The organism is Sulfurisphaera ohwakuensis (genome assembly GCF_009729055.1).
Lineage (GTDB): Archaea > Thermoproteota > Thermoprotei_A > Sulfolobales > Sulfolobaceae > Sulfurisphaera > Sulfurisphaera ohwakuensis.
Genome location: NZ_CP045484.1, coordinates 1303372 through 1325005, shown reverse-complemented (window position 1 = coordinate 1325005; position 21634 = coordinate 1303372). Strand labels below are relative to the sequence as shown.

Annotated in this window: 24 protein-coding genes and 1 tRNA gene; 13 read left to right on the top strand and 12 right to left on the bottom strand. The window is 31.5% G+C overall.

Going from position 1 to position 21634, the window contains the following annotated elements:
• The first annotated feature begins 85 nt into the window (after positions 1-85).
• Positions 86-631 (top strand): TATA-box-binding protein, encoded by a 546-nt coding sequence (locus D1869_RS07365; RefSeq protein ID WP_231113802.1) that lies wholly within the window; start codon positions 86-88, stop codon positions 629-631.
• Between the two features lie 23 nt (positions 632-654).
• Positions 655-870, top strand: a complete 216-nt coding sequence (locus tag D1869_RS07360; RefSeq protein ID WP_052846520.1) for a DUF5622 domain-containing protein — start codon at positions 655-657, stop codon at positions 868-870.
• 3 nt (positions 871-873) lie between these two features.
• On the opposite strand, the gene D1869_RS07355 is transcribed toward D1869_RS07360, so the two are convergent.
• Together D1869_RS07355 and D1869_RS07350 are read right to left on the bottom strand one after the other, a co-directional pair.
• On the bottom strand, positions 874-1914 hold the full coding sequence (locus D1869_RS07355) for a DUF373 family protein (protein WP_156014553.1): 1041 nt from the start codon (positions 1912-1914) through the stop codon (positions 874-876).
• On the bottom strand, positions 1886-2821 hold the full coding sequence (locus D1869_RS07350) for a coiled-coil protein (RefSeq protein WP_156014552.1): 936 nt from the start codon (positions 2819-2821) through the stop codon (positions 1886-1888). Before D1869_RS07350 ends, D1869_RS07355 begins: the two co-directional genes overlap by 29 nt.
• Positions 2822-2982: 161 nt before the next feature.
• On the opposite strand from D1869_RS07350, the gene D1869_RS07345 reads away from it, so the two are divergent.
• The 3 genes from D1869_RS07345 to D1869_RS07335 are packed head-to-tail and all read left to right on the top strand — an operon-like array spanning position 2983 to position 4577.
• Complete coding sequence (locus D1869_RS07345; protein WP_052846946.1) at positions 2983-3264, top strand: Gar1/Naf1 family protein; 282 nt, start codon at positions 2983-2985, stop codon at positions 3262-3264.
• Positions 3261-4139: a transcription initiation factor IIB gene (locus D1869_RS07340; protein WP_156015934.1), complete on the top strand. Its 879-nt coding sequence runs from the start codon at positions 3261-3263 to the stop codon at positions 4137-4139. The genes D1869_RS07345 and D1869_RS07340 overlap by 4 nt, the downstream gene beginning before the upstream one ends.
• Positions 4140-4199: 60 nt before the next feature.
• The gene (locus tag D1869_RS07335) at positions 4200-4577 is read left to right on the top strand and encodes a winged helix-turn-helix domain-containing protein (protein WP_156014551.1); all 378 of its coding nucleotides are present in this window, start codon (positions 4200-4202) and stop codon (positions 4575-4577) included.
• On the opposite strand, the gene D1869_RS07330 is transcribed toward D1869_RS07335, so the two are convergent.
• The 5 genes from D1869_RS07330 to D1869_RS07310 are packed head-to-tail and all read right to left on the bottom strand — an operon-like array spanning position 4570 to position 8905.
• Positions 4570-5694, bottom strand: a complete 1125-nt coding sequence (locus D1869_RS07330) for a tRNA (guanine(26)-N(2))-dimethyltransferase (RefSeq protein ID WP_156014550.1) — start codon at positions 5692-5694, stop codon at positions 4570-4572. The two genes, D1869_RS07335 and D1869_RS07330, sit on opposite strands and share 8 nt — an antisense overlap.
• Positions 5681-6565: a helix-turn-helix domain-containing protein gene (locus tag D1869_RS07325; protein WP_231113779.1), complete on the bottom strand. Its 885-nt coding sequence runs from the start codon at positions 6563-6565 to the stop codon at positions 5681-5683. The genes D1869_RS07330 and D1869_RS07325 overlap by 14 nt, the downstream gene beginning before the upstream one ends.
• Positions 6552-6968 (bottom strand): DUF61 family protein, encoded by a 417-nt coding sequence (locus tag D1869_RS07320; RefSeq protein WP_156014548.1) that lies wholly within the window; start codon positions 6966-6968, stop codon positions 6552-6554. Before D1869_RS07320 ends, D1869_RS07325 begins: the two co-directional genes overlap by 14 nt.
• Positions 6969-7670, bottom strand: a complete 702-nt coding sequence (locus D1869_RS07315; protein WP_156014547.1) for a fibrillarin-like rRNA/tRNA 2'-O-methyltransferase — start codon at positions 7668-7670, stop codon at positions 6969-6971.
• Between the two features lie 5 nt (positions 7671-7675).
• Entirely contained in the window at positions 7676-8905 is a 1230-nt protein-coding gene (locus D1869_RS07310) for a C/D box methylation guide ribonucleoprotein complex aNOP56 subunit (protein WP_156014546.1), read from the bottom strand.
• Positions 8906-8968: 63 nt separating this feature from the next.
• Here D1869_RS07310 and D1869_RS07305 point away from each other — a divergent pair, with 63 nt between their 5' ends.
• From D1869_RS07305 to D1869_RS07290, 4 genes are all read left to right on the top strand, one after another.
• Positions 8969-9136: a 30S ribosomal protein S30e gene (locus D1869_RS07305; RefSeq protein WP_156014545.1), complete on the top strand. Its 168-nt coding sequence runs from the start codon at positions 8969-8971 to the stop codon at positions 9134-9136.
• A 33-nt stretch (positions 9137-9169) separates the two neighbouring features.
• A complete protein-coding gene (gatD, locus tag D1869_RS07300) occupies positions 9170-10516 on the top strand; it encodes a Glu-tRNA(Gln) amidotransferase subunit GatD (RefSeq protein ID WP_156014544.1) in 1347 nt (448 codons plus the stop codon).
• The gene (gene gatE / locus D1869_RS07295) at positions 10494-12380 is read left to right on the top strand and encodes a Glu-tRNA(Gln) amidotransferase subunit GatE (RefSeq protein ID WP_156014543.1); all 1887 of its coding nucleotides are present in this window, start codon (positions 10494-10496) and stop codon (positions 12378-12380) included. The genes gatD and gatE overlap by 23 nt, the downstream gene beginning before the upstream one ends.
• A 74-nt stretch (positions 12381-12454) precedes the next feature.
• The gene (locus D1869_RS07290) at positions 12455-13510 is read left to right on the top strand and encodes a hypothetical protein (protein ID WP_156014542.1); all 1056 of its coding nucleotides are present in this window, start codon (positions 12455-12457) and stop codon (positions 13508-13510) included.
• Here D1869_RS07290 and D1869_RS07285 read toward each other — a convergent pair.
• Both D1869_RS07285 and D1869_RS07280 read right to left on the bottom strand, forming a co-directional pair.
• Complete coding sequence (locus D1869_RS07285) at positions 13478-13870, bottom strand: transcriptional regulator (protein WP_052846519.1); 393 nt, start codon at positions 13868-13870, stop codon at positions 13478-13480. The two genes, D1869_RS07290 and D1869_RS07285, sit on opposite strands and share 33 nt — an antisense overlap.
• Before the next feature lie 47 nt (positions 13871-13917).
• Positions 13918-16413, bottom strand: a complete 2496-nt coding sequence (locus D1869_RS07280) for an adenosylcobalamin-dependent ribonucleoside-diphosphate reductase (RefSeq protein ID WP_156014541.1) — start codon at positions 16411-16413, stop codon at positions 13918-13920.
• Between the two features lie 182 nt (positions 16414-16595).
• On the opposite strand from D1869_RS07280, the gene D1869_RS07275 reads away from it, so the two are divergent.
• Positions 16596-16683: transfer RNA gene (locus D1869_RS07275), tRNA-Arg, on the top strand.
• Between the two features lie 5 nt (positions 16684-16688).
• Here D1869_RS07275 and D1869_RS07270 read toward each other — a convergent pair.
• Positions 16689-18560, bottom strand: a complete 1872-nt coding sequence (locus tag D1869_RS07270; RefSeq protein ID WP_156014540.1) for an arginine--tRNA ligase — start codon at positions 18558-18560, stop codon at positions 16689-16691.
• A gap of 54 nt (positions 18561-18614) precedes the next feature.
• On the opposite strand from D1869_RS07270, the gene D1869_RS07265 reads away from it, so the two are divergent.
• Together D1869_RS07265 and D1869_RS07260 are read left to right on the top strand one after the other, a co-directional pair.
• Complete coding sequence (locus D1869_RS07265; protein WP_156014539.1) at positions 18615-18812, top strand: hypothetical protein; 198 nt, start codon at positions 18615-18617, stop codon at positions 18810-18812.
• 40 nt (positions 18813-18852) lie between these two features.
• Positions 18853-19179 (top strand): hypothetical protein, encoded by a 327-nt coding sequence (locus D1869_RS07260; RefSeq protein WP_156014538.1) that lies wholly within the window; start codon positions 18853-18855, stop codon positions 19177-19179.
• Here the strand turns inward: D1869_RS07260 and D1869_RS07255 are convergent.
• Positions 19171-19476, bottom strand: a complete 306-nt coding sequence (locus tag D1869_RS07255; protein ID WP_010979274.1) for a hypothetical protein — start codon at positions 19474-19476, stop codon at positions 19171-19173. The two genes, D1869_RS07260 and D1869_RS07255, sit on opposite strands and share 9 nt — an antisense overlap.
• A gap of 124 nt (positions 19477-19600) precedes the next feature.
• Between D1869_RS07255 and D1869_RS07250 the strand changes: the two genes are divergently transcribed.
• Positions 19601-19945 carry a hypothetical protein gene (locus tag D1869_RS07250; RefSeq protein ID WP_052846518.1) on the top strand — a complete coding sequence of 115 codons (345 nt, stop codon included), beginning with the start codon at positions 19601-19603 and terminating at the stop codon, positions 19943-19945.
• 9 nt (positions 19946-19954) lie between these two features.
• On the opposite strand, the gene thsA is transcribed toward D1869_RS07250, so the two are convergent.
• Positions 19955-21631, bottom strand: a complete 1677-nt coding sequence (gene thsA, locus D1869_RS07245; RefSeq protein WP_156014537.1) for a thermosome subunit alpha — start codon at positions 21629-21631, stop codon at positions 19955-19957.
• Positions 21632-21634 lie beyond the last annotated feature (3 nt).

Here is a 21634-nt window from a genome sequence, read left to right as displayed (position 1 = left end):
TTTATAAATGTGTATTTATAAACTATTTTGTAGGTGACCTAATATACCAGAAATACCGTACAAGGCAGTAGTAAATATTGAAAACATTGTAGCTACAGTAACATTGGATCAAAACTTAGACTTGTATGCAATGGAAAGAAGTGTACCAAATGTCGAATATGACCCAGATCAATTCCCTGGTCTTATATTTAGGCTCGAAGCACCAAAAGTTACTTCTCTCATATTCAAATCAGGTAAAATGGTGGTTACTGGGGCTAAGAGTACTGACGAATTAATTAAAGCAGTAAAAAGAATAATAAAAACCCTAAAGAGATATGGAATGAATTTAACTGGAAAACCAAAAATACAGATACAAAATATTGTTGCATCAGCAAATTTACATGTTATCGTAAATTTAGATAAAGCAGCATTCTTGTTAGAAAATAATATGTATGAACCTGAACAATTCCCTGGATTAATATATAGGATGGAAGATCCTAGAGTTGTATTACTCATCTTTAGTAGTGGTAAAATGGTTATTACTGGGGCTAAGAGAGAAGAAGAAGTACATAAAGCTGTAAAGAAAATATTCGATAAGTTAGTTGAACTAGATTGCGTAAAACCATTTGAAGAAGAGGAGTTAGAGTTTTAAAGATATAATTATAGGTGATAAATATGACATTAAAACACGGAAAATATGTTTATGTTCAATTAGATAAAAACAAATATGTTAAGATGAGATATTTAAAATCCTATGAGAAAGCAGAAAAAGCAAATGATGTTAATGCATACATAATTCTAGGTAAAATAGTTACTAAAGCCAGTAGAAAAGCCAAGATCCTCAAGAGAGAAGATTTACCAGTTGAAGTAAGAGATAAACTTCCTAAATAATTTTTATGTTATATGTTTTTCTATTATAGAAAAAACTATATATAAAGAAACAAGTACAAGTGTTATTACAGATAATGTATACATTGTTTGAAGTTGAACACCTATTACATTTTCCTCAAGATTCTTAGATATTAAAACCATCATATAATAGATTATAATTACTGCAATTATTCTGAATATATCGTGCCATACTTTTATATCTCTATTCATGACTTTATTTATTGCTTTAGCACCAAATAAAACTATTATAGCGAATACGATAAAGGGAAGAATAGTAGTTAAAATTATAAAAATAGAAGAGAGATCATATAGTTTTATAGATGCACTCACATAATAACCTTCAATTATCCCTACAATAGTTGAAATTAGAGATATAATCGCTGCTATTACCATTATCGTAGAATTTTCCCACCATTGTTCTATGTATTCATCTATTCTGAGACCTCTACCTAATAAGGCTAAACCAATTATTATTAGAATGGCTGGCGTTGCATAAACTGTAAGATTTAACAGAGAAAATATACCTATTGTAATTAAAATAATTCCAGGAACACCTAAAAAAATTCTTGCAAATCTAGGGTCGGAAATAGCTTTTTTTATGTATCTTCCTAATAAAGCATAAGTTTCCTCGACTCCTCTATATTGCTCAACTAAAACTCTTTCGATACCTATAACTTTCAACTTAGACTGTATAATTGGTATAGCTTTAGCATCTTCTGGGCTATCATACACAATGATCGCTTCTTCTGCATTTGTAGTTTTTATAGCTTCATCTAATTTTCTTGAAAATTCTATTTGACCCTCTATGTTACTTCTTTCTGACCCAGATATAAATGCTATCTCTACATCATTATTTTCTTTACGAAGTTTCTTATAGATATTATATGCTACTACCATAGTATTAAAGTCTGAATCCGTTGGAATTGTTTCTGAAGCAATATCAATAGCTTTTTTTACACGTTCTTCTCCTATAATAGGAGTCTCTAAACCTATTTTTCCTAAATCATCATCAATATCAACGTAAATTATTAGAATCTTGCTCATTATTATCCTTATCATTATAGTACAATATTAAAAGTTCATCAAATGTTAGTCTCTTATTGTTTTTCAGCTTTTCCTCGGCTTTCTTACGCTTATTCTCGATTATCTCTTTATTAACATTTTTAAGTTGATTCTCGTAAACTTCCGTGATATTCCTTGATTTTAACATATCCTTAATTTTCTTTAACTCATCCCTATATTTCTTAATTTCATCTTTTTTCTCAGTAATTTTATTTTTTATCTCGTTGTTCTTATTTACTAGTTCACTGATTTGATTATTTAAAATCTCAATTTCTTTCACTAATGAATCTCTCTCATTCTTTAGTTGTTGATATATTTTCACTTTCTCTGAAATTTGATTCCTTAATTCAACTATACGTTGTCTTATTGTTGATAGTTCAACTCTTTTAGCTAAAAGTTCCGCTCTATTCTCAGTATTTTTCTCTTTAAGTTGTGCTAATTTTTTCGCTGTTTCTAGTTTTTTCTCTAAGTTAGCTATTTTTAAGATTATTTTCTTCTCTTCTTCTAATGAGAGACTAGAAGTTTGTAGTCTCCATTCCAATTGCTCTATTTTCTTTAAAATTTGTAATGGGTCCAATTTTTCCTTAACTTTCTCAACGTTCTTGATTTGTTCAAATTCCTTTTTTATTTCACTTATAACCTGGATCAAACTCTGCTTCTGTTGAGAAAGTTGCTTAATTTCTTCACTTTTAGCCTTTAACTCTTCTCTTAGTTGTTTTATTTGCTCCCTTATACTTCTAAGTCTATCAACTTTTTCTCTTCTCTTTTCTCTTAATTTTCTTATATTTTCAATTATTTTCTGTCTTTCTTCTCTTAATTTTCTTAACTCCTCTGAGGCTTTTGACAATTTCTGCTGAATCTCTTCTTCTGATTCAACTGAATCGCTCATTCGAATATCACTATTTAGCAAGAGTTATTATAGTTATTTCTTAATCCAAATATAAGCTTTCAAGCCAATAATCTAAATCTTAAGCTCAATAATACCCCATCTTCTTCTCAAAGAGTATTATTATAAATATCAACTAATATATGGGAGAATATATTATACTTGTGACAAAGATTAAACTTGTAGAGGTAGGCGAATACTTAAAAAATACACTAAATAATAAATGGCTTCTTAAAGGAAATCCTAAAATAGACTATTCGTCTCAAGAGTATACTGGTAAAGTTTTAGTTGATGAACAAGGAAATCGAGTAGGCAAAATCTTAGATATAATTGGAAATGTGGAAGAACCATACATACTAGCATTACCGTTATCAGAAAAAGCACCCCAAGGTAAGTTATACGTAGAACTTAAAGAAAAGAGGGGTAAGAAAAAATGGAGAAAATAAAGTGCCCTAATTGCGGAAGTGAAAGTATAACATTAGATCTAAACAGAGGCACATACATCTGTACTAATTGTGGATATGTCATTGATGAATTTGTTATAGATCAAGGTCCAGAATGGAGAGCGTATACAGAACAAGACAGATTGGAAAGAGAAAGAACAGGTTCTCCTATTACTGCAAAAGTTCATGATTTTGGAATAACAACAACAATTGGGTATTCTAGGTCCAGTAATAAAACTAAAATAGAAAAATTAAGAGCAATACAGAATAAACTCAGAGTTTCTCCAAAGGATAGAAAGTTAGTCACTTATTTATCCGTATTAAATAATGAAGCTGCTAAGCTAAATCTTCCTGAATACGTAAAAGAAACAGCCTCTCTTTTAATAAGAAAAATAATCGATGAGGGAAAAGCTAAAAGAATAGACATATATACGTTAATTGCTGCGGTACTTTACTATTCTTGTCAAGTAAATAAAATACCAAAATCCCTTCAAGAGATAAAGAATAATTATGGTATTTCATCTAGTGAATTATGGAAAGCACTAGAGAGAGTTCAAAAAGTAGCTAAGAGTTCATTAGAGTTTAAACCCAATATAAAACCTACAGAGTTCATTCCAAAAATTGTAGAAAAACTTAATTTACCACCATATATATCTACTAAAGCTTCTGAATTAGTTGACTTAATGCACAAAAATGGTCTAACTAGTGGAAAAGGATACACAGCATTAGCAGCTGCTAGTGTGTACCTTGTAAGTACACTAATGGATGCAAAAAAGACTCAAAAAGACATAGCTAATGCACTAAATATAACAGAAGTTACAATAAGAAATAGATATAAGGAAATTATATCAAATTTCGAAATAGAAGTTAAACTTTAAGGACAACAAAATAAATAAGCTAGTTTTACAATATATTAATATAGCCAACACGGTGGTTTTATGGAATCAACTACATCATCATATGAAGATCTTGCTTATCAAAAGATAAAAGAAGCAGGCGATAATGGAATACCACAAAAAGATTTAATAAAAGAATTGGGGTTATCAACTAAGGAAGCAAGTCTTATAATTAAAAAACTTATTGAAAAGAAAAAGATAATTAAAAGATCTGTAAAGGAAAACGGGAAAAGCATATTAAAGCTATTTGCAATAGATGATGATGGAATAGATATATATGTTAGCTTATCTTCTATTATAGAAATTCCATGCTATACTTGTAAAATTCTCAAAAAATGCGGAAATGGTAGCTATATTTCTCCTTCGACGTGTCCACAATTATCTAAATACTTACTAACTAATGCTAAATCAGCTAGTTAATTTTTATACAATTTACTATTTCATCTATTTCTTTATTAGTTTTTATACCTCTATAATCAAAATGAGTTATTGAAGCTTCTTTTAAACATTCTAACATTTTTTCTCTTTTTGGTATATTTCTTTTTATTAAGGATGCTATAAAATCTAGTCTAAAATAAGGTGATACATACTTTGACTCTTCTACTAATATATTTAACAACTTATTTACTTGCATGAAAGTATCAAAGTATGTGAAATTCTTTAGATTCTCTTTCATACTTAACAAAAACTCTCTATTCCATAGTTCCCCTGTCCATGCTGGACCATATCTTCTCATCTCGATACCACATCTAGGACATATTTTTCTTTCTGCATAATAATCGACCTCACGATACCCACATTTAGAACACTCATAATAATACCCTTGTTTCTCAAGTAATTTATCAACTTTTTTAGCGCCATTTTCTATTCTAAAGAATACTCTATAATAATAATCAAAATAAAATGAAAATATAGGATATGCGGCTTTTTCTATAATAGCACCTTCTCTTATTACCTTGGCAATTAAACCTCTAATTCCTAATTCTTTGGAAAAACTTAATCTTTCGCATATCAAGTCGTATTTTCTTCTAGCAGAAAATTTTGAAGAACATTCTAGGGCTGATAAATCAGTTGCAGTAAAAGCTACATAGCCTTTGTTTATTGTAGCGTTTATGGCTGACAAGATAAAAGGGGCTGGAGAACCAAAAGGATCTATATCTACAAAATCTGCTTTAATCTCATATAATAAAGAATTTGCGTCCTTTGTTGTTATGTGAGCATTCACATAGTTCTTCTCTGCATTTTTCTTTATTAATTCTGTTGCTATAGGATTTTTATCATTTAATATCAATTTTTCTATCCCTCCAATTTCAGTATAATATCTTATCCCTCTGACTCCAGAGGCAGATAGAGCATCAACAACACTTCTAGGCTTTATTACACTTAAGGCTAACACACTAATATCTCTATTTAATCTCATCTTAGGATTGTAGAAAACTGGAGACCAACTGGGATCATATCTCCCTTCTTTTTCATAATCTTTAGGATTAGGAATTAGTAAAGAAGCCTTACCTTCTTTTATTTCAATCAAATTCATAGTTCATAATTTCGTTTTCACTTATTGTATTAAAATCCTCTTTTTCATATATTTTTTTATTTTTACTCTCTTTTACAACCACAATAAGGCTTGCTTTTATTTTGCTGGTGATCTTTTTAGCTTCATTAAATTTTCGTAAGGACTTAGAGACATTATCAGCCTCTACTGAAAATAATAGTTTCTTATCATTCCTGGAGGCAATAATATCTACTGCAGTAAAGTTCATCTTCACTACTTTATATCCTTTTTCATTCAAATTTAACATAATTTTATCAGATAGGCTATCTGTCTGTGTTTCTAGATTAATATCCTTTTCATCAACCTTAAAACCGCTTAATACATCACCTAATATCTCATCACCAAAAAGTTCAACAAGTTTTTCAGCAATATCAATTGACACATAAGAGTCTTCCCTTTCATAATCGTAGATTGATATCCTCGAAACTCCTAAAGCTTGAGCAACTTCTCCTAAGCTTAAGCCCATCTCTTCTCTTTTCTTTTTTAACTCCTTAGAGTTAATTTTAACAAAGATTCCTCCCCTTGTCTTGTATAGGAAGACTTTTTCTCCATCTAGAATTTTTTCAAAAGTCTCTACATTCATACCTAATATGTTACCTCTATCATTTATTATTTCTTGTTCAGTGGAATCTTCAATTATTACTGGAATTCCTAGTCCAATTCTTGCTATGTTTTTTAAGTCACTTTTGATTTTTGATGATTTCTTATTACCTAGAATCTTAACTATCATTTTCTTATTCCTATTTACAGCTATTATATCTATTGATTTTTCCTTTTTATCTGGATAATTAATCATAGAATACTCTAATGATCTTTTTGAAAGAATCTCTGCAACCTCATCAATAGTAACCATTTTCCTCATCCTCATTAGCTAAATTAATAGGACTTAATGTTATAATTATTAAAGATTTATATTCTTTTATTAATTTTTCAATATCTCCCGTACGTAATCCCTTACTTACATCTTTATTAAGTAATATTGACAATGCCTTTATTTCCCACTCACTACCATTTACAATATATTCGCCGGGTTCCATAGTTTTTAATATTACAAAAGGAATTCTTACTAATGACCATAAATAAAGAGGAATATAATGTGAGATTTTTTCTACTTCTTCCTTCTTTAGTAAATGAGAGTAACCATCAGATAATCTAATATTTAATTTCCCATCAAGAGCTTCACGAATACTTACGAAATCCTGGGGATAAAAACTTAAAAAATTCTTTAATCCTATCTCAAAAATTTTATCTATCATTTATTTTCCCTTATATTTTGCTAACACCATTGCATGGTCTTTATCGTAAGGATCTAGTTGAATAACCTGGATAACATCAAAGTTATTCTCTTTTAACTTATTAACTTCCATTTCATAGATTTCAGTAGGCTCTTTTGTAACGTCAATACTTCTAGCTTTTATTGCCATCATCATATATCCGCCATTTTTAAGGAAAAATTTAGCATTATATATTGCTATATCTGTTTCATCTGGCTGAGCAATATCTACATATAACACATCAACATCTTCTACAAGAGTCCTATAATATTGCGGAAATCTAGCATCTGCTAAAATGGGAAATAAATTAGGTCTATGCTGAGCAACAAGTAAAAATTCCCTAACCACTCTAGGAGAAAACTCTACTCCATATACCTTTCCTTCTAATTCAACTATATCAGAAACATGACTTGGAGTGGTTCCAGAAGCTGCACCCAAATAAAGTACTTTAGTTCCTTTTACAATAGGATTCTGTTTTAAACCCTTTAGAATAGCACCGCCTAGTTTACTTCTAAAAGCATTCCATTCTCTATACTCTATCCCTTCTACTTTAAATAGCCTCTCACCATAAACACTAAACCCTGGAGCTAAGTTTTTAGTACAAAGCCTTACTGTACCATCATTAAATTCACATTGAAATACATTTTCAAACTGTGTTTTTGAAATCTTAACTAATTCTGACATAAATTTCATCTCCTACCTTTTCTTTTTTCTCTTCCTCCTTTTTTACCTTTTCTTTCTTCTTCTTTTCTCTTTTGTTCTTGTGGCTTCCTTGGTGGAGGTTGAGCGTACTTTGTCTTAATCTCCTCAATCCTTTTCTTTAACTCTTCATTCAATTTATCACCTATAAATCTGCCACTAAAAGCATCTATCCTAGCAGCTATTGCCAATTTAGCAGCCAATGCTCTTGCAATTTTACCTCTTTGCCACCTCGGAGAAGTGTGAATTGCCGGGTATTGAAATATAACACCGTGTTTTGGCGGTTTGCCTCCTTTTCTTAAAGCTCTAAACAGAGCTTTCTCTGCACCTAAGACCTGGATTGTACTAGCAGGCATTTTAGCTAAATCTTCTAGGCTACCAGCTAAACTTAATAATCGTGCACCTAGTGTTGGTCCTACTAAAGCAGTAACATTAGGAGCTACTTCTTTCATAACTGATTCAACATAATCTGTAAGTTCTGATCTTATTCTGAAAAGCTCTAATATGGTATCGCTTAGCATCTTAATTGATCTTATATCTACATCAGTAATATCAGCTCCAATACTCTTTTTCGATGCATCTAAAATTTTAGTGCTCAGATCTTTATTCACTCCTATTTCATCTAACCCCGTATTTGTTATCTCATCCCTATGTCCAAATTTTGAAACAATAGAAGCGTAAAGTTCATGATCTTCTACAAGCTTATTAAGTTCTGGGAAATGAATACTATACCATTCTCTTAATCTTTCCGAAAATAGATTTATAGTTTTATCAATATCATCAATTGCCCTAATAGCCTGGATTGCTAGTAAGTCTCTTTTACTGGCTGCAGTTCTTAATTTTCTTCTAGTATATTCAAAAGAAACTTCATATAAAAATGAGTATAAATCGTTCTCTGAGGATGCAAACTTTGTTTCTATTGCTATCTTGGGTAATGATTCTCTAAATATTCTACTTCCAAGATTATGTATCTCATAAGAAGCTTTAACACCTAACTGTTGCAAATTTGGTATTTCTGCCTCATTCTCCACTACTACTTCTTCTGGTTTTATCTTCTGAATTAATTCTATGGTAGTTGGCAATGGAATACCTTTTTCATTATCTAGTAAAGAATCTACAACTTTTCCTAAGTCCTTACTACTCAATACAAAGTCTATAAGCTTACCTTGCTCATCATATGCAAACGACCCTATCGCATGTTCCACGATATATACTTTCATCAGTACTCAAAACAACTAATTAGCATTTAAGTTTAAATTTTTCTTCATCACATATAATTTAGTATGCCATCCCACGGTTCGCTCACAAAAGCTGGGAAAGTAAGAAATGCTACACCTAAAATGCCAAAAAAAGAAAGGCATAAAGAAGTTCCAAGAGTTAGAAATAGAATTGAATATGAGAAGAGAGTTGTAAAAGCTAGACAGTCAAAACAAGCTGTAGCTGCTAGGTAAACGTTTTTATCTATTTTTATATCTTTTATTTTAATGTTAGAAGGTTATAGAGGTAAGGCATTAGAATTTTTATCCTCTCATAATGTTGATGTAGGAGATCTAATAGAGCTACAAAAAGATGGGTTATCGATAAAAGGGGTAGTAATGCCAAGCTATTCTAAGGAAGACGATATAATAGTTATAAAATTAGATAATGGATATAATATAGGAGTTTCGATAAGTGGAATTTCTAACTTTAAATTAGTTGAAAAAAAGAGACAGAATATCCAAGTTAGTAAAGGAGAGCAAAAACCCCTAAAAGAAAAGAGCGAAGTTAAAATAATTAGTACAGGTGGAACGATAGTAAGTAAAGTAGAATATGAGACTGGCGCTGTAAGACCAGCACTAACAACTGAAGAGATTATAAATTTTATGCCCGAAATAAATGAGATTGCAAAAATAGATGCAGAAGTATTATTTTCTATCCTAAGTGAAAATATGAAACCTGAATATTGGATTAAAATAGCAGAAAGTGCAAAGAAAGCCTTAGATGAAGGAAATTTGGGCGTTGTAATTGCTCATGGCACAGACACTATGGCTTATACTGCTTCAGCTTTAGCTTTTTCATTTAAATCTCTAACCGGACCTATAGTTCTTGTAGGATCTCAGAGAAGTAGTGATAGACCTAGCAGTGACTCTCCAATAAATCTCTATTCTGCTATACTAGTAGCTAAAAATTCTCCATTTGCAGAAGTGACTATCAATATGCATGGAGAAAGCTCAGATACATATACTTTAGTACATAGAGGAGTAAAAGTAAGAAAAATGCATACTAGTAGAAGAGATGCTTTTCAATCTATAAATGATATACCCTTAGCGAAAGTTTTTTGGAAGGAAAAAGAAATTAAACTTCTGAGAGATGATTATATTAAAAGAAAAGAAGAAAACGCTTTAGATGCAAAATTCGATACAAGAGTATTCCTGTTAAAATACTATCCTGGTATTAATCCTGAAATAATAGAATATCTAATTTCTTCTGGAATTAGAGGAATAATAGTTGAGGGAACAGGATTAGGTCACACATCTACTGAATTTGTAGACTATTTCAAAAAAGCAACTAAAGATGGAGTATTTATAGGAATGACGTCACAATGCTTATTTGGAAGAGTAAATATGAACGTTTATACTACGGGAAGATTATTGCAAGAATCTGGTGTTACTCCATTAGAAGATATGTTACCAGAAACAGCACTTGTAAAACTTATGTGGGTTCTTGCACATGAATCTGATTTAGATAAAATAAGAAGTTTAATGCTTACTAATTTTGTAGGGGAAATAAACTATAGGCACGTACCAGAATACTTTCCAAGGTGGTTCCATGACGGAATTAGATTACAGTAAAATAGGATTAAAAGTTGGTCTTGAAATTCACCAGCAATTAAATACAGCTCATAAACTATTTTGCAAATGTCCTACAACACTTCATGAAGAATATCACACACAATTAGAAAGATATCTCAGACCATCATTTAGTGAATTAGGAGAAATAGACATAGCTGCATTATTTGAATGGCAAAAAGGTAAAAAATATGTATATCGAGTTCCTCCAAACTCTTGCTTAGTAGAATGTGACGAAGAACCTCCACATATTATTGACGAAGAAGCATTAAGTATAGCTGTAGCCGTTTCTCTAGCACTACACTCTACATTAGTTGATGAAGTTTATGTAATGAGAAAAATCGTAATTGATGGTTCTAATACATCAGGCTTTCAAAGAACGGCGATTATTAGCTTAGGTGGTTACATAGAAGATAACGGACAAAGAATAGGCATTCAGACAATAGCATTAGAAGAAGATGCGGCAAGGAAAATTACAGATTCACCAACAGAAACAATATACAATCTTGATAGACTTGGAATTCCTCTAATAGAAATTTCTACTGCACCAGACATAAAAACCCCAGAACAAGCAGAAAGAGTAGCATTAAAGATTGGACAATTATTAAGATTAACAGGTAGAGTAAAAAGGGGAATAGGTACTATTAGACAAGATCTTAATGTATCTATCCAGGGAGGAGTAAAGACTGAAATAAAAGGAGTACAACTTTTAGAGTTAATACCAGATATTATAAAGAATGAAGCAAGAAGACAATATGAATTATTAAGAATTAAAGAAGAATTACAAAAAAGAAATCTTAATAAAGATATAGTGAAGAACTCTTTTAAAATAGTTGATTTAACAGAGGAATTTAAAGATACTAATAGTAAAATAATTAGAAAAGAATTAGAAAAGAATGGAAGAATATATGGCTTAAAAATAGCTGGTTTCAAGGGAATATTTGGCTGGCAATTAATGCCTAATAGAAGATTCGGTACTGAAGTAGCAGATTATGTAAGAGCATTGGCCGGTTTAGGAGGCTTATTCCACTCAGATGAGCTTCCTAATTATGGTATAACTAAAGAAGAAGTAGAAAAAGTAAGAAAAATCCTTCAAATTAATGAGAATGACGCTTTTATAATTATTGTAGGACCTAAAGAAAAACTAGATATAGCTACAAATACGATTTTAGATAGAATATTATATGCTTTTGATGGGGTTCCGAAAGAGACAAGAGCAGCATTAGATGATGGTACAACTAAATTTATGAGACCACAACCTGGATCAGCGAGGATGTATCCAGAAACAGATATACCACCAAGAAGAATAGATGAAAGAATATTAGAGTTATCTAAACAATTTGTTCCAGAACAACCTGAAATAAAATTAAAGAAATTGATAGAATTAGGACTTAGTAAGGACTTGGCTAATACAATGCTAAATAGCTTAAGATTAGATTTGTTTGAAGAATTAGTTAAGAAGTATTCTCCAAAAGTATCTCCTACATTTATAGCATCTACATTAGAAATAACAGTAAAATATGTAAAAAGTAAAGGTGGTGATATTTCCGTTATTACTGATAATATACTAGAAGAATTAATAAAATATGTATATGAAGATAAGATAAGTAAAGATGCTGTGCAAGAAATTCTATTAGAATTAGCAACGAGTAAAACTCAGCTTAATGAAATAATTAAGAAATATACTCCATTAAATGAAACAGAATTAGAGAAAATTATAATAGAAACAATAGAAGAAAATAAAAAAGAAATAGAAAATAAAAAAGATAAAGCGTTTAACATAATAATGAGCAAAGTAATGAATAAAGTAAGAGGAAGAGCGGATAGTAAAAAAATAATTGAACTAATAAAGAAGCATTTAGGATGAAGAATTACCCCCGAGACAGAAATGATGAAGAAAAGGCATTTGGCGGATTTAGCAGATGATGAGCTTGACCACTTATGAAACTAGATGATTTATTAAAGGTAGCCTCTGATTTTCCTATTCAAAAAGTCAGAAAAATTAGTGTTTCAGATGATATTTTTTCTATTGAACAAGCACCACAACTCATATCTTTACTTAATCCAGAGGAAATTGAATGGAAGCACAACTCCATAATAATTGGACCAGATGGAACAGAAATTCAAACTAGAGGAAGTAAACGAGATAAAGAATACTATTACCTTTCACCTATTTATGAATCACAAATAGGATGGAATTTAGAGCTTAGTAGCATTAAATCATTAGAAAATATGATCTATGACTTGCTCCCTTGCAAAGAAGGAGAAAGTTACTTTAATCCTTCTTTCTGGTATAGAGAAGATATAATAGAAAATAAAAACATTGTAATGGAAAGTGGAGAAATAAATGAAAAATTAAGGGAGAGAAACCACAAATTAACCTTTTATGATAACAACTTAAGCTTAGAATTAGGGTACGTTAACCCATTATATACATATCTTAATCCCTTTATTATTTCTCAGTCTAAGAAAATAATAGGAAAATCGGAATTTTTTAGTATCTCACTAAAAGAAACTTATACAGTTATAGGAGAGAACAAATTATATCTTGAAAACAATAACGGATATATTAAAGTAGAATCTAATGGAAAAATAGCATTAATGAAATCAATTACTTGGAAAGAAACTAAGCCTTATGAAATTGTATGGAACTTAAAAAATAAGGTACAAAGAGTAGACTGTAAGTTACCATTCCCTATTTCATTATATAAATTGTATCCAGCCGGAATTTTACCATTTTTTATAAAATATGAAAATCATACATTGACATTAGGTTTAATAAATTTAAATGAAACACCGATTGTAGTAAATTTAGTATTAGCAGCACGCATTGAAGAAGCTAATTTATTATCACCACAAGGAGAAGAAATAGAGAAATTAAACCCAGAATTTGATAGAATAAAAATACCTATAAGAAAATTAGGTATTGTATATATTAGATTAAAAATAAGGAAACTTCTAGAATCATTCCTTAAGAGAAAAATTATAAGCTCCTAGAGCACTTTCAACAATACAATGTGACAGCTTGTAACCATTTTTATTTAACACTTTTTTACCTTCAGCGCATAAAATACAATAATAAGATGATATAGAATTTATATCCTTTTCCTTAACCACTTTATCACTAAAATTCTCTAGGAATTCCATAAATTCTTTATCTCTTCTTAAAATCTCTTTAACAGCAGTACCTCTTCTCTTCTTTAAATAGTTCTCTACAGCAGCAGGAGTTAAACCCATTAAATCAGCAGTTTTATATATAGAAAGATTTTTTTCTTCAACAAGTTTTTCAGCTATTAGCGCCCTAATAGCTGGCAAAATCTCTTTAACTGAATACTCACAAGGAAGGATTAACTGCATAATAAACACACTACAATAGGAATATCGAAAAATAAAAATAAAAATTTTTACAATTCACACGTTTTGCATCCACCGGCATATGTCTCGCTTACTTCAACAAATTTTTTCTGGATTCTTAGTGAAGATGGTAGTAATTGCTGTATCTTTTTTTCCTCTTCTTTCTTAACTTCTTCCCTTTCTTTCTTTATTCCGAAGTAAATTACTTGTTGACTCTTCGATTTATCCCTATATACAGTAACGCCCTTAATTCCAAGCTTCCATGCCAACATGTATACTCTTTCAACAGTTTCTGGTGGTTCCTCACTCCTTAAGTTTATTGTCTTTGAAGTACCCGAATCGTTCCACTGTTGCCAAGCAGCTTGATGCAGCAAGTGATACTCTGGTGATACTTCATGTGCAGTCCTAAATACTTTCCTCATACTTTTTGGCATAAATGGATTATCACCAATCATGCCAGTCTCAGCTATTTTTTTGACAACTTCAGGATTATCTAGCTCATATTTCCTTAAGTAATCTAGGAATAGTGGGTCAATTTCCATGAACTTTCCAACGGCAACATTTCTTATGAATGCTAATGCAAATAGTGGCTCTATTGATGATGAAGTACCGGCAATAATTGAAATTGTGCCCGTAGGTGCTACTGAGACTACAGTAGCATTTCTTAATCCATACTTTATCCTATCCTCCTTAAGTTTATCAAAGTCTAATCTATCAACAATTGAGGTGAGTTTCTTCACATAATCACTAGGCTTATCCTTAATACCCATAATTTCAAGTATTTCATAAAAGTCCTTTGCACTCTCCCATATGTCTTTGTACAGTTTTGGATCATAAGCTGGGAATGAACCTTTTTCTTTAGCAATCTCAATTGACTCCTTAAAAGCGTGATAATATATGAACTTGGCTAGTTGATAAGATAAGTACACAGCATCAACAGAGTCGTAAGGTATACCTAGTTTAATTAACATTCTAGCTAAACCCATAACACCTAAACCAACTTTCCTAGTCTTCTTAGTAGCTTCCTCAATCTGCTTTAACGGATAACGATTAGCATCTATTACATTATCTAAAAGCCTAACAGCATAACGAATAGTTTCAGCTAAACCATCCCAATCAATCTTACCATCCACAACAAATTTTTCTAAATTGATAGAACCTAAATTACAACTTTCCCAGGGTAATAAGGGTTCCTCACCACATGGGTTTGTAGCGTTTATCTTCCCTAAATACCACACTGGGTGGCGCCTATTTATTGTGTCTATGAATAGTAATCCTGGATCACCAGAGTCCCAAGCACCTTTTACAATCTCATCGAACAAATTCCTAGCATTAACCCATTGTGTTATAGCATTTTCTTTCTCAGCAATTACTAAAGCCTCATCAATAGTTATTATCTTACTTTCAGCAAGATCAACCGTACCACCCTTCTCTTCTAATTCTGACAATATAACCTCTTGTATCCACTCCTCATTCATATAACCTCTAGCCTTAGACATGTAATAATCCCAATCAGTAATCTTAGTCTTCCTAGGGTTAATTAATGGTACAACATCACCTCTCTCTACAGCTTGCATAAAGTAATCATAAACTCCTACTGAAATATTAAAATTCTGTAATTGCGTATCTTTTAATTGACCAGTTTTTGCTTTAATAAACTCCTCTATATCAGGGTGCCATACATGCATAACACCCATATTTGCCCCTCTTCTCTTACCTCCTTGCTTTACAACATCAGTAGATACGTCAAATATTCTCATAAACGACACTGGGCCTGAAGCTACACCTGCAGTAGAAGCTACAATATCCCCCTTAGGTCTTAGTTCAGAGAAATCAAATCCAGTACCTCCACCTTGCTGATGAACAACAGCCATAGCCCTTAATGCATCATAAATACCCTCACCATTTGGGGTAATCATTGAATCCCTAACTGGAATTACAAAACATGCAGACAAAATTCCCAATCTTGTACCACTATTCATTAAAGTTGGTGTATTTGGTAAGAACTTTAACTCAGACATTATTTTATAAAACTTCTCCTCTAATTGTTTAACCTCACCCTCAGATCTACCATATTGCCTTTCTACATTAGCCAAATGTTTTGCTACCCTCCTAAACATCATCTGTGGTGTTTCAATATAACGTAAAGTGTTTGGATCCTTTAACAAATACCTTGCTTCTAATACTTTTAACGCATTATATGTTAACAATAAATCTCTTTCATCAAAACCTTTCCAATTGCCCTTACCAAATACATGATTATAAATCCTAGCTAAAACATACTTCTTTGCTAGATCCATTAATTCTGGATGATCCAAAGAGTGTTCAATCAGGTTCCTTTCGACGATATCTGCTATAGTTCTTGTATCTATAGCATTATCTTTAGCATTTTGAGCTATATCATTAAGTATTCCATCCATTACGTCTTCTGGTATAATTCCTAGCTTTGAAAATATCTTATCCGATTTAAACTCTTCAACCTTACCACTTCTTTTGAGAACCTTAAGCTTTGAGAGTGAGAGGATGGTAATATCAGCTTTTTGCATTTTCTAATCATTAAATATTATATTTCTAAGTATATATGCAGTATCTCCAATGAAAGTAGGTATTACCCCAAAAAGAGAATAATTTCTAATACCTAAGTTCATATTAGTTATATTATATGTCATTACTTCTACTAATTGGATTAAAGGGAAACTGATTTAAGACTGTAAAATAGAATATACATGGACCCGTAGCTCAGCCAGGATAGAGCGCCGGCCTGCGGTTTTAAAGTAGGGAGCCGGCGGTCCCGGGTTCAAGTCCCGGCGGGTCCGCTATTTTACATCCTCTTTAACGGTTTTATTCCAACAATACTAAGACCGTTATATAGAATTCTTTCGACACCTTTAACTATAAATAGTCTTAGCATTCTTTTTCCTTCGTTTGGTTCTTGTAAAACTCTTTCAAAGTTATACCATCTGTTAAATATATCTGCTATGCTTCTCATAAATCCTAATAAATCTTCTGGTCTTAATTCATCAACAGCTTTAGTAGCTACTTCTGGGAATTTTGCGATTGATATTAGAAGACGCCTCTTATCATCTACTATATCACTAAAATCTACTTTATTAATATCTAATTTTTCTTCATTTTTCGCCAATATATTATACGCTCTAGCATAGGTATATTGTAAATAAGGTCCACTATTTTGATCAAAATCAACTATATTCTTTATATTAAAAGAAACAGGCTTATTTGCTGATACTGACAGAATAGCATATCTAATAGCTGAGTTAACAATATCTGGCAAATTATTTAAGTCTCCTCCTTTTTCTTTTATTTTATTTTCAGCAACTTCTTTTACCTCATTTATTATTTCATCTAAAGAAATATACCTACCTAGTCTGCCACTCATTCTCATTCCTTGTAAATTCACCATACCATAAGAATAGTGTATAAGATTCTCTGCTATATCTTTGAAACCTAAAAGATATAATGATGCTCTTAATTGCATTTGTGGAACTGATTGCTGTTCAGCTATAACATTTATTACTTTATTTGCAGAGAAAACTTCAAATTTATATAAAGAATAAGCTATATCTCTAGTAGTATAAAGAGTTGTTCCATCAGATCTAACTAAAACGAGGGGAGGAAGTTCTAACCCTAATGGAATATTAAGTCTTTTCCTTGTCTCTGGATCTAAATCAAGTGAGAGGGCTATAGTACCTTTATGCTCCTTTATATTTTTTGAAGAAAGAGCTAATTTTACAATCTCATCTACTCTCTTACTCCATAATAAATCACTTTCATAATCAAAATTATCAAAATGAATATCTAATATCTTTAAACTGTCTTTAAAACCTTCTAATGTCCAGTTTACTAATTTTCTAATTACATTCACAATTTTCTCATCACTATGTCTCTCATAATTTTTTATTATGTTTTGTATTTTTTCTTCTATGTTTTCTATCTTACTTATCTCATCAGCAAGTTTATCAAATATTTCTGGATATTTTTCTCTATGTTTACCTGCAAGTGAAATTAATTCGTCTAACTTAGATATTTTTTGTCTATATTCTTCTTCACTGGAATTAGAAAGTTCTTTCTTTAATTGATTTATCTCAATTAGAATGTTAGTTATGGCATAAATAACACCTATCCATTGATCTATTTTCTCATCTCTAGGTGGATTTGGTTCCCCTAATAAAAGATAACCTAAAGTAAGGATTGCAACTTGCCTCCCAGCATCATTAACATAAAACCTTGTATTAACTTCATGTCCTCTAGCTTTTAGCATTCTAGCTATTGCATCACCTAATATAGCATTTCTCAAATGACCCACATGTAAGGGATGAATAGGATTGGCACTGGTATGCTCTACCACTACCCTTTGGGGTTTTTGTATTTTTTCAATGCCATAATCCTCGGGAAAATTAGTAAAAATAAGTTTAAAGAGCTCAGATTCGTTTATGATACCATTAACATATATGCCAGATTTTTTAATCTCTCTTATAAGTTTTCCAATATAAGGAAAATCGGAGATACTAAGCAATTCTTTATTCTTAGTAACTGTTGGTAATGGTAGTGAAACGTCTCCCATTTGTTCTTTTGGAGGGTACTCAAAATTCTCATATATCTTGTTCTGGTCAATGCTTAGCCTTTCCGATAAAATTTTAGCAAATTCGAGCTTCACTTCTTTTATAGGATTCACAACAGAGCATAAGCCACTATCTTTATATCTTTTTCCTCTCTTAAGTCATAAAACATGAAAAGAGCCGAGGTATTAATAGTAGAAGATTTAAGAGGAGATAGAAAGGTAGATGAAAATAGAGTATCCGAAATTATAGAGAAGATAAATGGAGTTGATGAAATTATTATAAATAAAATTACATTACCAACAGAAACGGGAGATGATGATTTATTAGGTGTTCACATAATAGTGAGAGAAATTGCAGAAACATAGTGTATGTCCCTTTTATAAAGGAGGCTTCTGTACTTCCCCGATGTTAGAAAATCCTTCTGACACAGTAACAAGCCCTAATCGATGTTTAAAAGATTATAAAAGTTGTAGATTCTTTATAGCTGAAGAAAAAAGAGAAGGGTTAGAAATATTTACATCTGATGAAGATGCTGAAGAGGAAGTAAATTTCTATCCTAAAATAAATATTTTAGAGAAAGTAATGGATAGCGAATGTAGTTATTTTCAAATAATAAAAACTGAAAAAGGATTAGTTGCATATTGCAAAGTACTAAGAAGAATATTAACCGAATCACAAGCTAGTTTATGTTCAACACAATGGAGAAATTGTCCATTTAAAAACTTAGCCTAACTTTGCATATCTTCCATCTTCTAGCATTGTTACCATATTTTTTTCTGCTAAATCTGATAATGCTTTCCTTATCTTATCTTCACTAGCTATTCCAGAGAGATAAGAATGAAGCTCCTTTAAATTCATGGGTTTCTCGCTTAATAAATCTAATAATATTTGTTTTAACTCTTCTTCATTAGGAGCAGTCATAACAACCACTTCTTTATCGGAATATAACACACGGAGTTTACTCTCAATCTTATTAGAAGTCTCCTCTTCTTTTTCACTTGTTCTTTTCTTCTTCTTTGCCGAAGCCATTACTAAACCCTCAATACCTAATCATATTTAGAATTTTTAATACTTATAAGTGTTGATGAAATGTGAAACTTAAAATTACAGCTTTTATATGCCTACTATATTAATTATATCTTAGGCGAATTAATTGGGCGAACCTGACTTTCTAAGACATATTGTGAGTAAAGTATTAACGCCCGTCAGTTTAGACATGAAACGCTTAGATGAGGCTCAAAAATTATTAGCAAAAGCAGAATCAAAGTATGGTTTTTCATCATATGGAGGAGACCCAGAAAAATTAGCAGATTTTTTATTAAGTCCAGATTTTACAAATTTAATTTTTATAATTGGAATAGATCTAACTAAAAAATTACTTAATACAGTTTATGATAATTATTCAAGTCAAAAAATCAAAGATGCAGTTAAAAAAATTCTTGATGAGCTTGAAGGATATAATTCAGAAGAAACAAATCAACTAATGATGTATAAATAAAAAATTAATTTACTCTAATGAAGAAGGAGTTGATTTCTCTTCTTCTCCTCCTTCTTTCTTCTCTCCTTTCTTCTCTCCGCTCTTTAATGGAGCAGCAGCTATTAGATCATCAATCTTCAATATTGCGGTAGCCGCTTCTACAGCACTCTTTAGTACTTGAGCTTTAACTCTTACTGGCTCTAACACATTAAGAGCTAACATATCATCTGCGATTTTTCCATTCATAACATCAACTCCAGAATTAATTAAGCCCTTAGCATGTTTTGCTCTTAGATCCATTAATGTTTGAATAGGCTCCATACCGGCAGTTTCAGCTAATATCATTGGTATTTCTTCTAATGCCTCCGCAAACTTCTCAATTGCTAATTGCTCTTTACCACCAACAGATCTTGCATATTCTCTTAATCTTAATGCTAATTCAGTTTCTACAGCACCACCACCAGCAACAATCATTGGCTTCATTAATACATTCCTTAATGAATGCAAGGCATCATTAATGCTTCTTTCAGCCTCATCTAATGCCATGTCATTTGAACCTCTCAGTAATATGTTTACAGCCTTTGGATTCTTTGCACCTTCAATGAATACCATTTTATCATTACCAACTCTTCTTTCTTCTACTAGTTCAGCATAACCTAAATCTTCTGGAGTAGCATCTTTAATACTACTTATAATTCTTGCACCAAGTGCCTTCTCTAACTTCTCGATATCACTCCTCTTTACCCTTCTAACTGCTAGAATCCCCTTCTTTGCTAAGAAGTGCTGTGCAACATCATCAATACCCTTCTGACAGATTACAACATTAGCACCAATTGAAGCTAATTTGTCAACCATATCTTTTAGATACTTTGCTTCCTCATCAAGGAAAGCTTTAATCTGTTCTGGGCTAGTTATACTGATTTTAGCTGAAATTTCTGGTTTTTCTACTTCTAATGCGGCATCTAATACAGCAATTTTTGCCTTTTCAACTCTTCTTGGCATTCCAGGATGGACTACTTCTTTATCTAAAACTAAACCATGAACTAACATGCTATCTTCAATACTTCCTCCCTTCTTCTTGTCAATCTTTATTAGATCCAATGGTACATTATATCCTCCTTCTGGTAAGGGTTCAGCAACTATTGAGACAGCATCAATTACCATATTCATAATTTTATCCATCTCTTCGCCGCCAGCTATGAATTTACTAGACATTGTCGTATATACTATCTTCTTTAACTGGTCCCTCGTAGCAGGTGAATTTAAGTTAGATACATCAATTTTAGTAGCTAACTGGTCAATAATTTCTAAAGACTTATTTAGAGCTTTCTTATACCCTTCAATAATTATTGTAGGGTGAATGTTTTGATCTAATAAATCATCTGCCTTATCTAATAATAGCCCAGCAAGAACAACTGCTGAAGTGGTACCGTCGCCTACTTCGGCATCTTGAGCTTTTGCTGCCTCAACTAAAAGCTTTGCTGCTGGATGTTGAATCTCCATTTCCTTTACTATTGTCGCACCATCATTAGTTATAGTGACATCTCCGAAGCTATCAATAAGCATTTTGTCTAATCCTCTTGGTCCCAAACTACTCTTTAACATTTCAGCTAAAGTAACTGCTGCTAAAATGTTATTCTTTAAAGCATCCCTTCCTGAAGATCTTTGAGTGCCTTCTTTTAGTAATAAGACTGGGGCGTTTGCCATATT

Excerpts from the sequence above, each read along its gene's own strand:
- gatD (WP_156014544.1), top strand. The coding sequence starts at position 9,170 with ATGTTAGAAGGTTATAGAGGTAAGGCATTAGAATTTTTATCCTCTCAT.
- D1869_RS07325 (WP_231113779.1), bottom strand. The coding sequence starts at position 6,565 with ATGGTTACTATTGATGAGGTTGCAGAGATTCTTTCAAAAAGATCATTA.
- D1869_RS07355 (WP_156014553.1), bottom strand. The coding sequence starts at position 1,914 with ATGAGCAAGATTCTAATAATTTACGTTGATATTGATGATGATTTAGGA.
- D1869_RS07280 (WP_156014541.1), bottom strand. The coding sequence starts at position 16,413 with ATGCAAAAAGCTGATATTACCATCCTCTCACTCTCAAAGCTTAAGGTT.
- gatE (WP_156014543.1), top strand. The coding sequence starts at position 10,494 with ATGACGGAATTAGATTACAGTAAAATAGGATTAAAAGTTGGTCTTGAA.
- D1869_RS07285 (WP_052846519.1), bottom strand. The coding sequence starts at position 13,870 with ATGCAGTTAATCCTTCCTTGTGAGTATTCAGTTAAAGAGATTTTGCCA.
- D1869_RS07260 (WP_156014538.1), top strand. The coding sequence starts at position 18,853 with ATGTTAGAAAATCCTTCTGACACAGTAACAAGCCCTAATCGATGTTTA.
- D1869_RS07315 (WP_156014547.1), bottom strand. The coding sequence starts at position 7,670 with ATGTCAGAATTAGTTAAGATTTCAAAAACACAGTTTGAAAATGTATTT.
- D1869_RS07320 (WP_156014548.1), bottom strand. The coding sequence starts at position 6,968 with ATGATAGATAAAATTTTTGAGATAGGATTAAAGAATTTTTTAAGTTTT.
- D1869_RS07265 (WP_156014539.1), top strand. The coding sequence starts at position 18,615 with ATGAAAAGAGCCGAGGTATTAATAGTAGAAGATTTAAGAGGAGATAGA.
- D1869_RS07305 (WP_156014545.1), top strand. The coding sequence starts at position 8,969 with ATGCCATCCCACGGTTCGCTCACAAAAGCTGGGAAAGTAAGAAATGCT.
- D1869_RS07350 (WP_156014552.1), bottom strand. The coding sequence starts at position 2,821 with ATGAGCGATTCAGTTGAATCAGAAGAAGAGATTCAGCAGAAATTGTCA.
- D1869_RS07360 (WP_052846520.1), top strand. The coding sequence starts at position 655 with ATGACATTAAAACACGGAAAATATGTTTATGTTCAATTAGATAAAAAC.
- thsA (WP_156014537.1), bottom strand. The coding sequence starts at position 21,631 with ATGGCAAACGCCCCAGTCTTATTACTAAAAGAAGGCACTCAAAGATCT.
- D1869_RS07335 (WP_156014551.1), top strand. The coding sequence starts at position 4,200 with ATGGAATCAACTACATCATCATATGAAGATCTTGCTTATCAAAAGATA.
- D1869_RS07290 (WP_156014542.1), top strand. The coding sequence starts at position 12,455 with ATGAAACTAGATGATTTATTAAAGGTAGCCTCTGATTTTCCTATTCAA.
- D1869_RS07330 (WP_156014550.1), bottom strand. The coding sequence starts at position 5,694 with ATGAATTTGATTGAAATAAAAGAAGGTAAGGCTTCTTTACTAATTCCT.
- D1869_RS07310 (WP_156014546.1), bottom strand. The coding sequence starts at position 8,905 with ATGAAAGTATATATCGTGGAACATGCGATAGGGTCGTTTGCATATGAT.
- D1869_RS07255 (WP_010979274.1), bottom strand. The coding sequence starts at position 19,476 with ATGGCTTCGGCAAAGAAGAAGAAAAGAACAAGTGAAAAAGAAGAGGAG.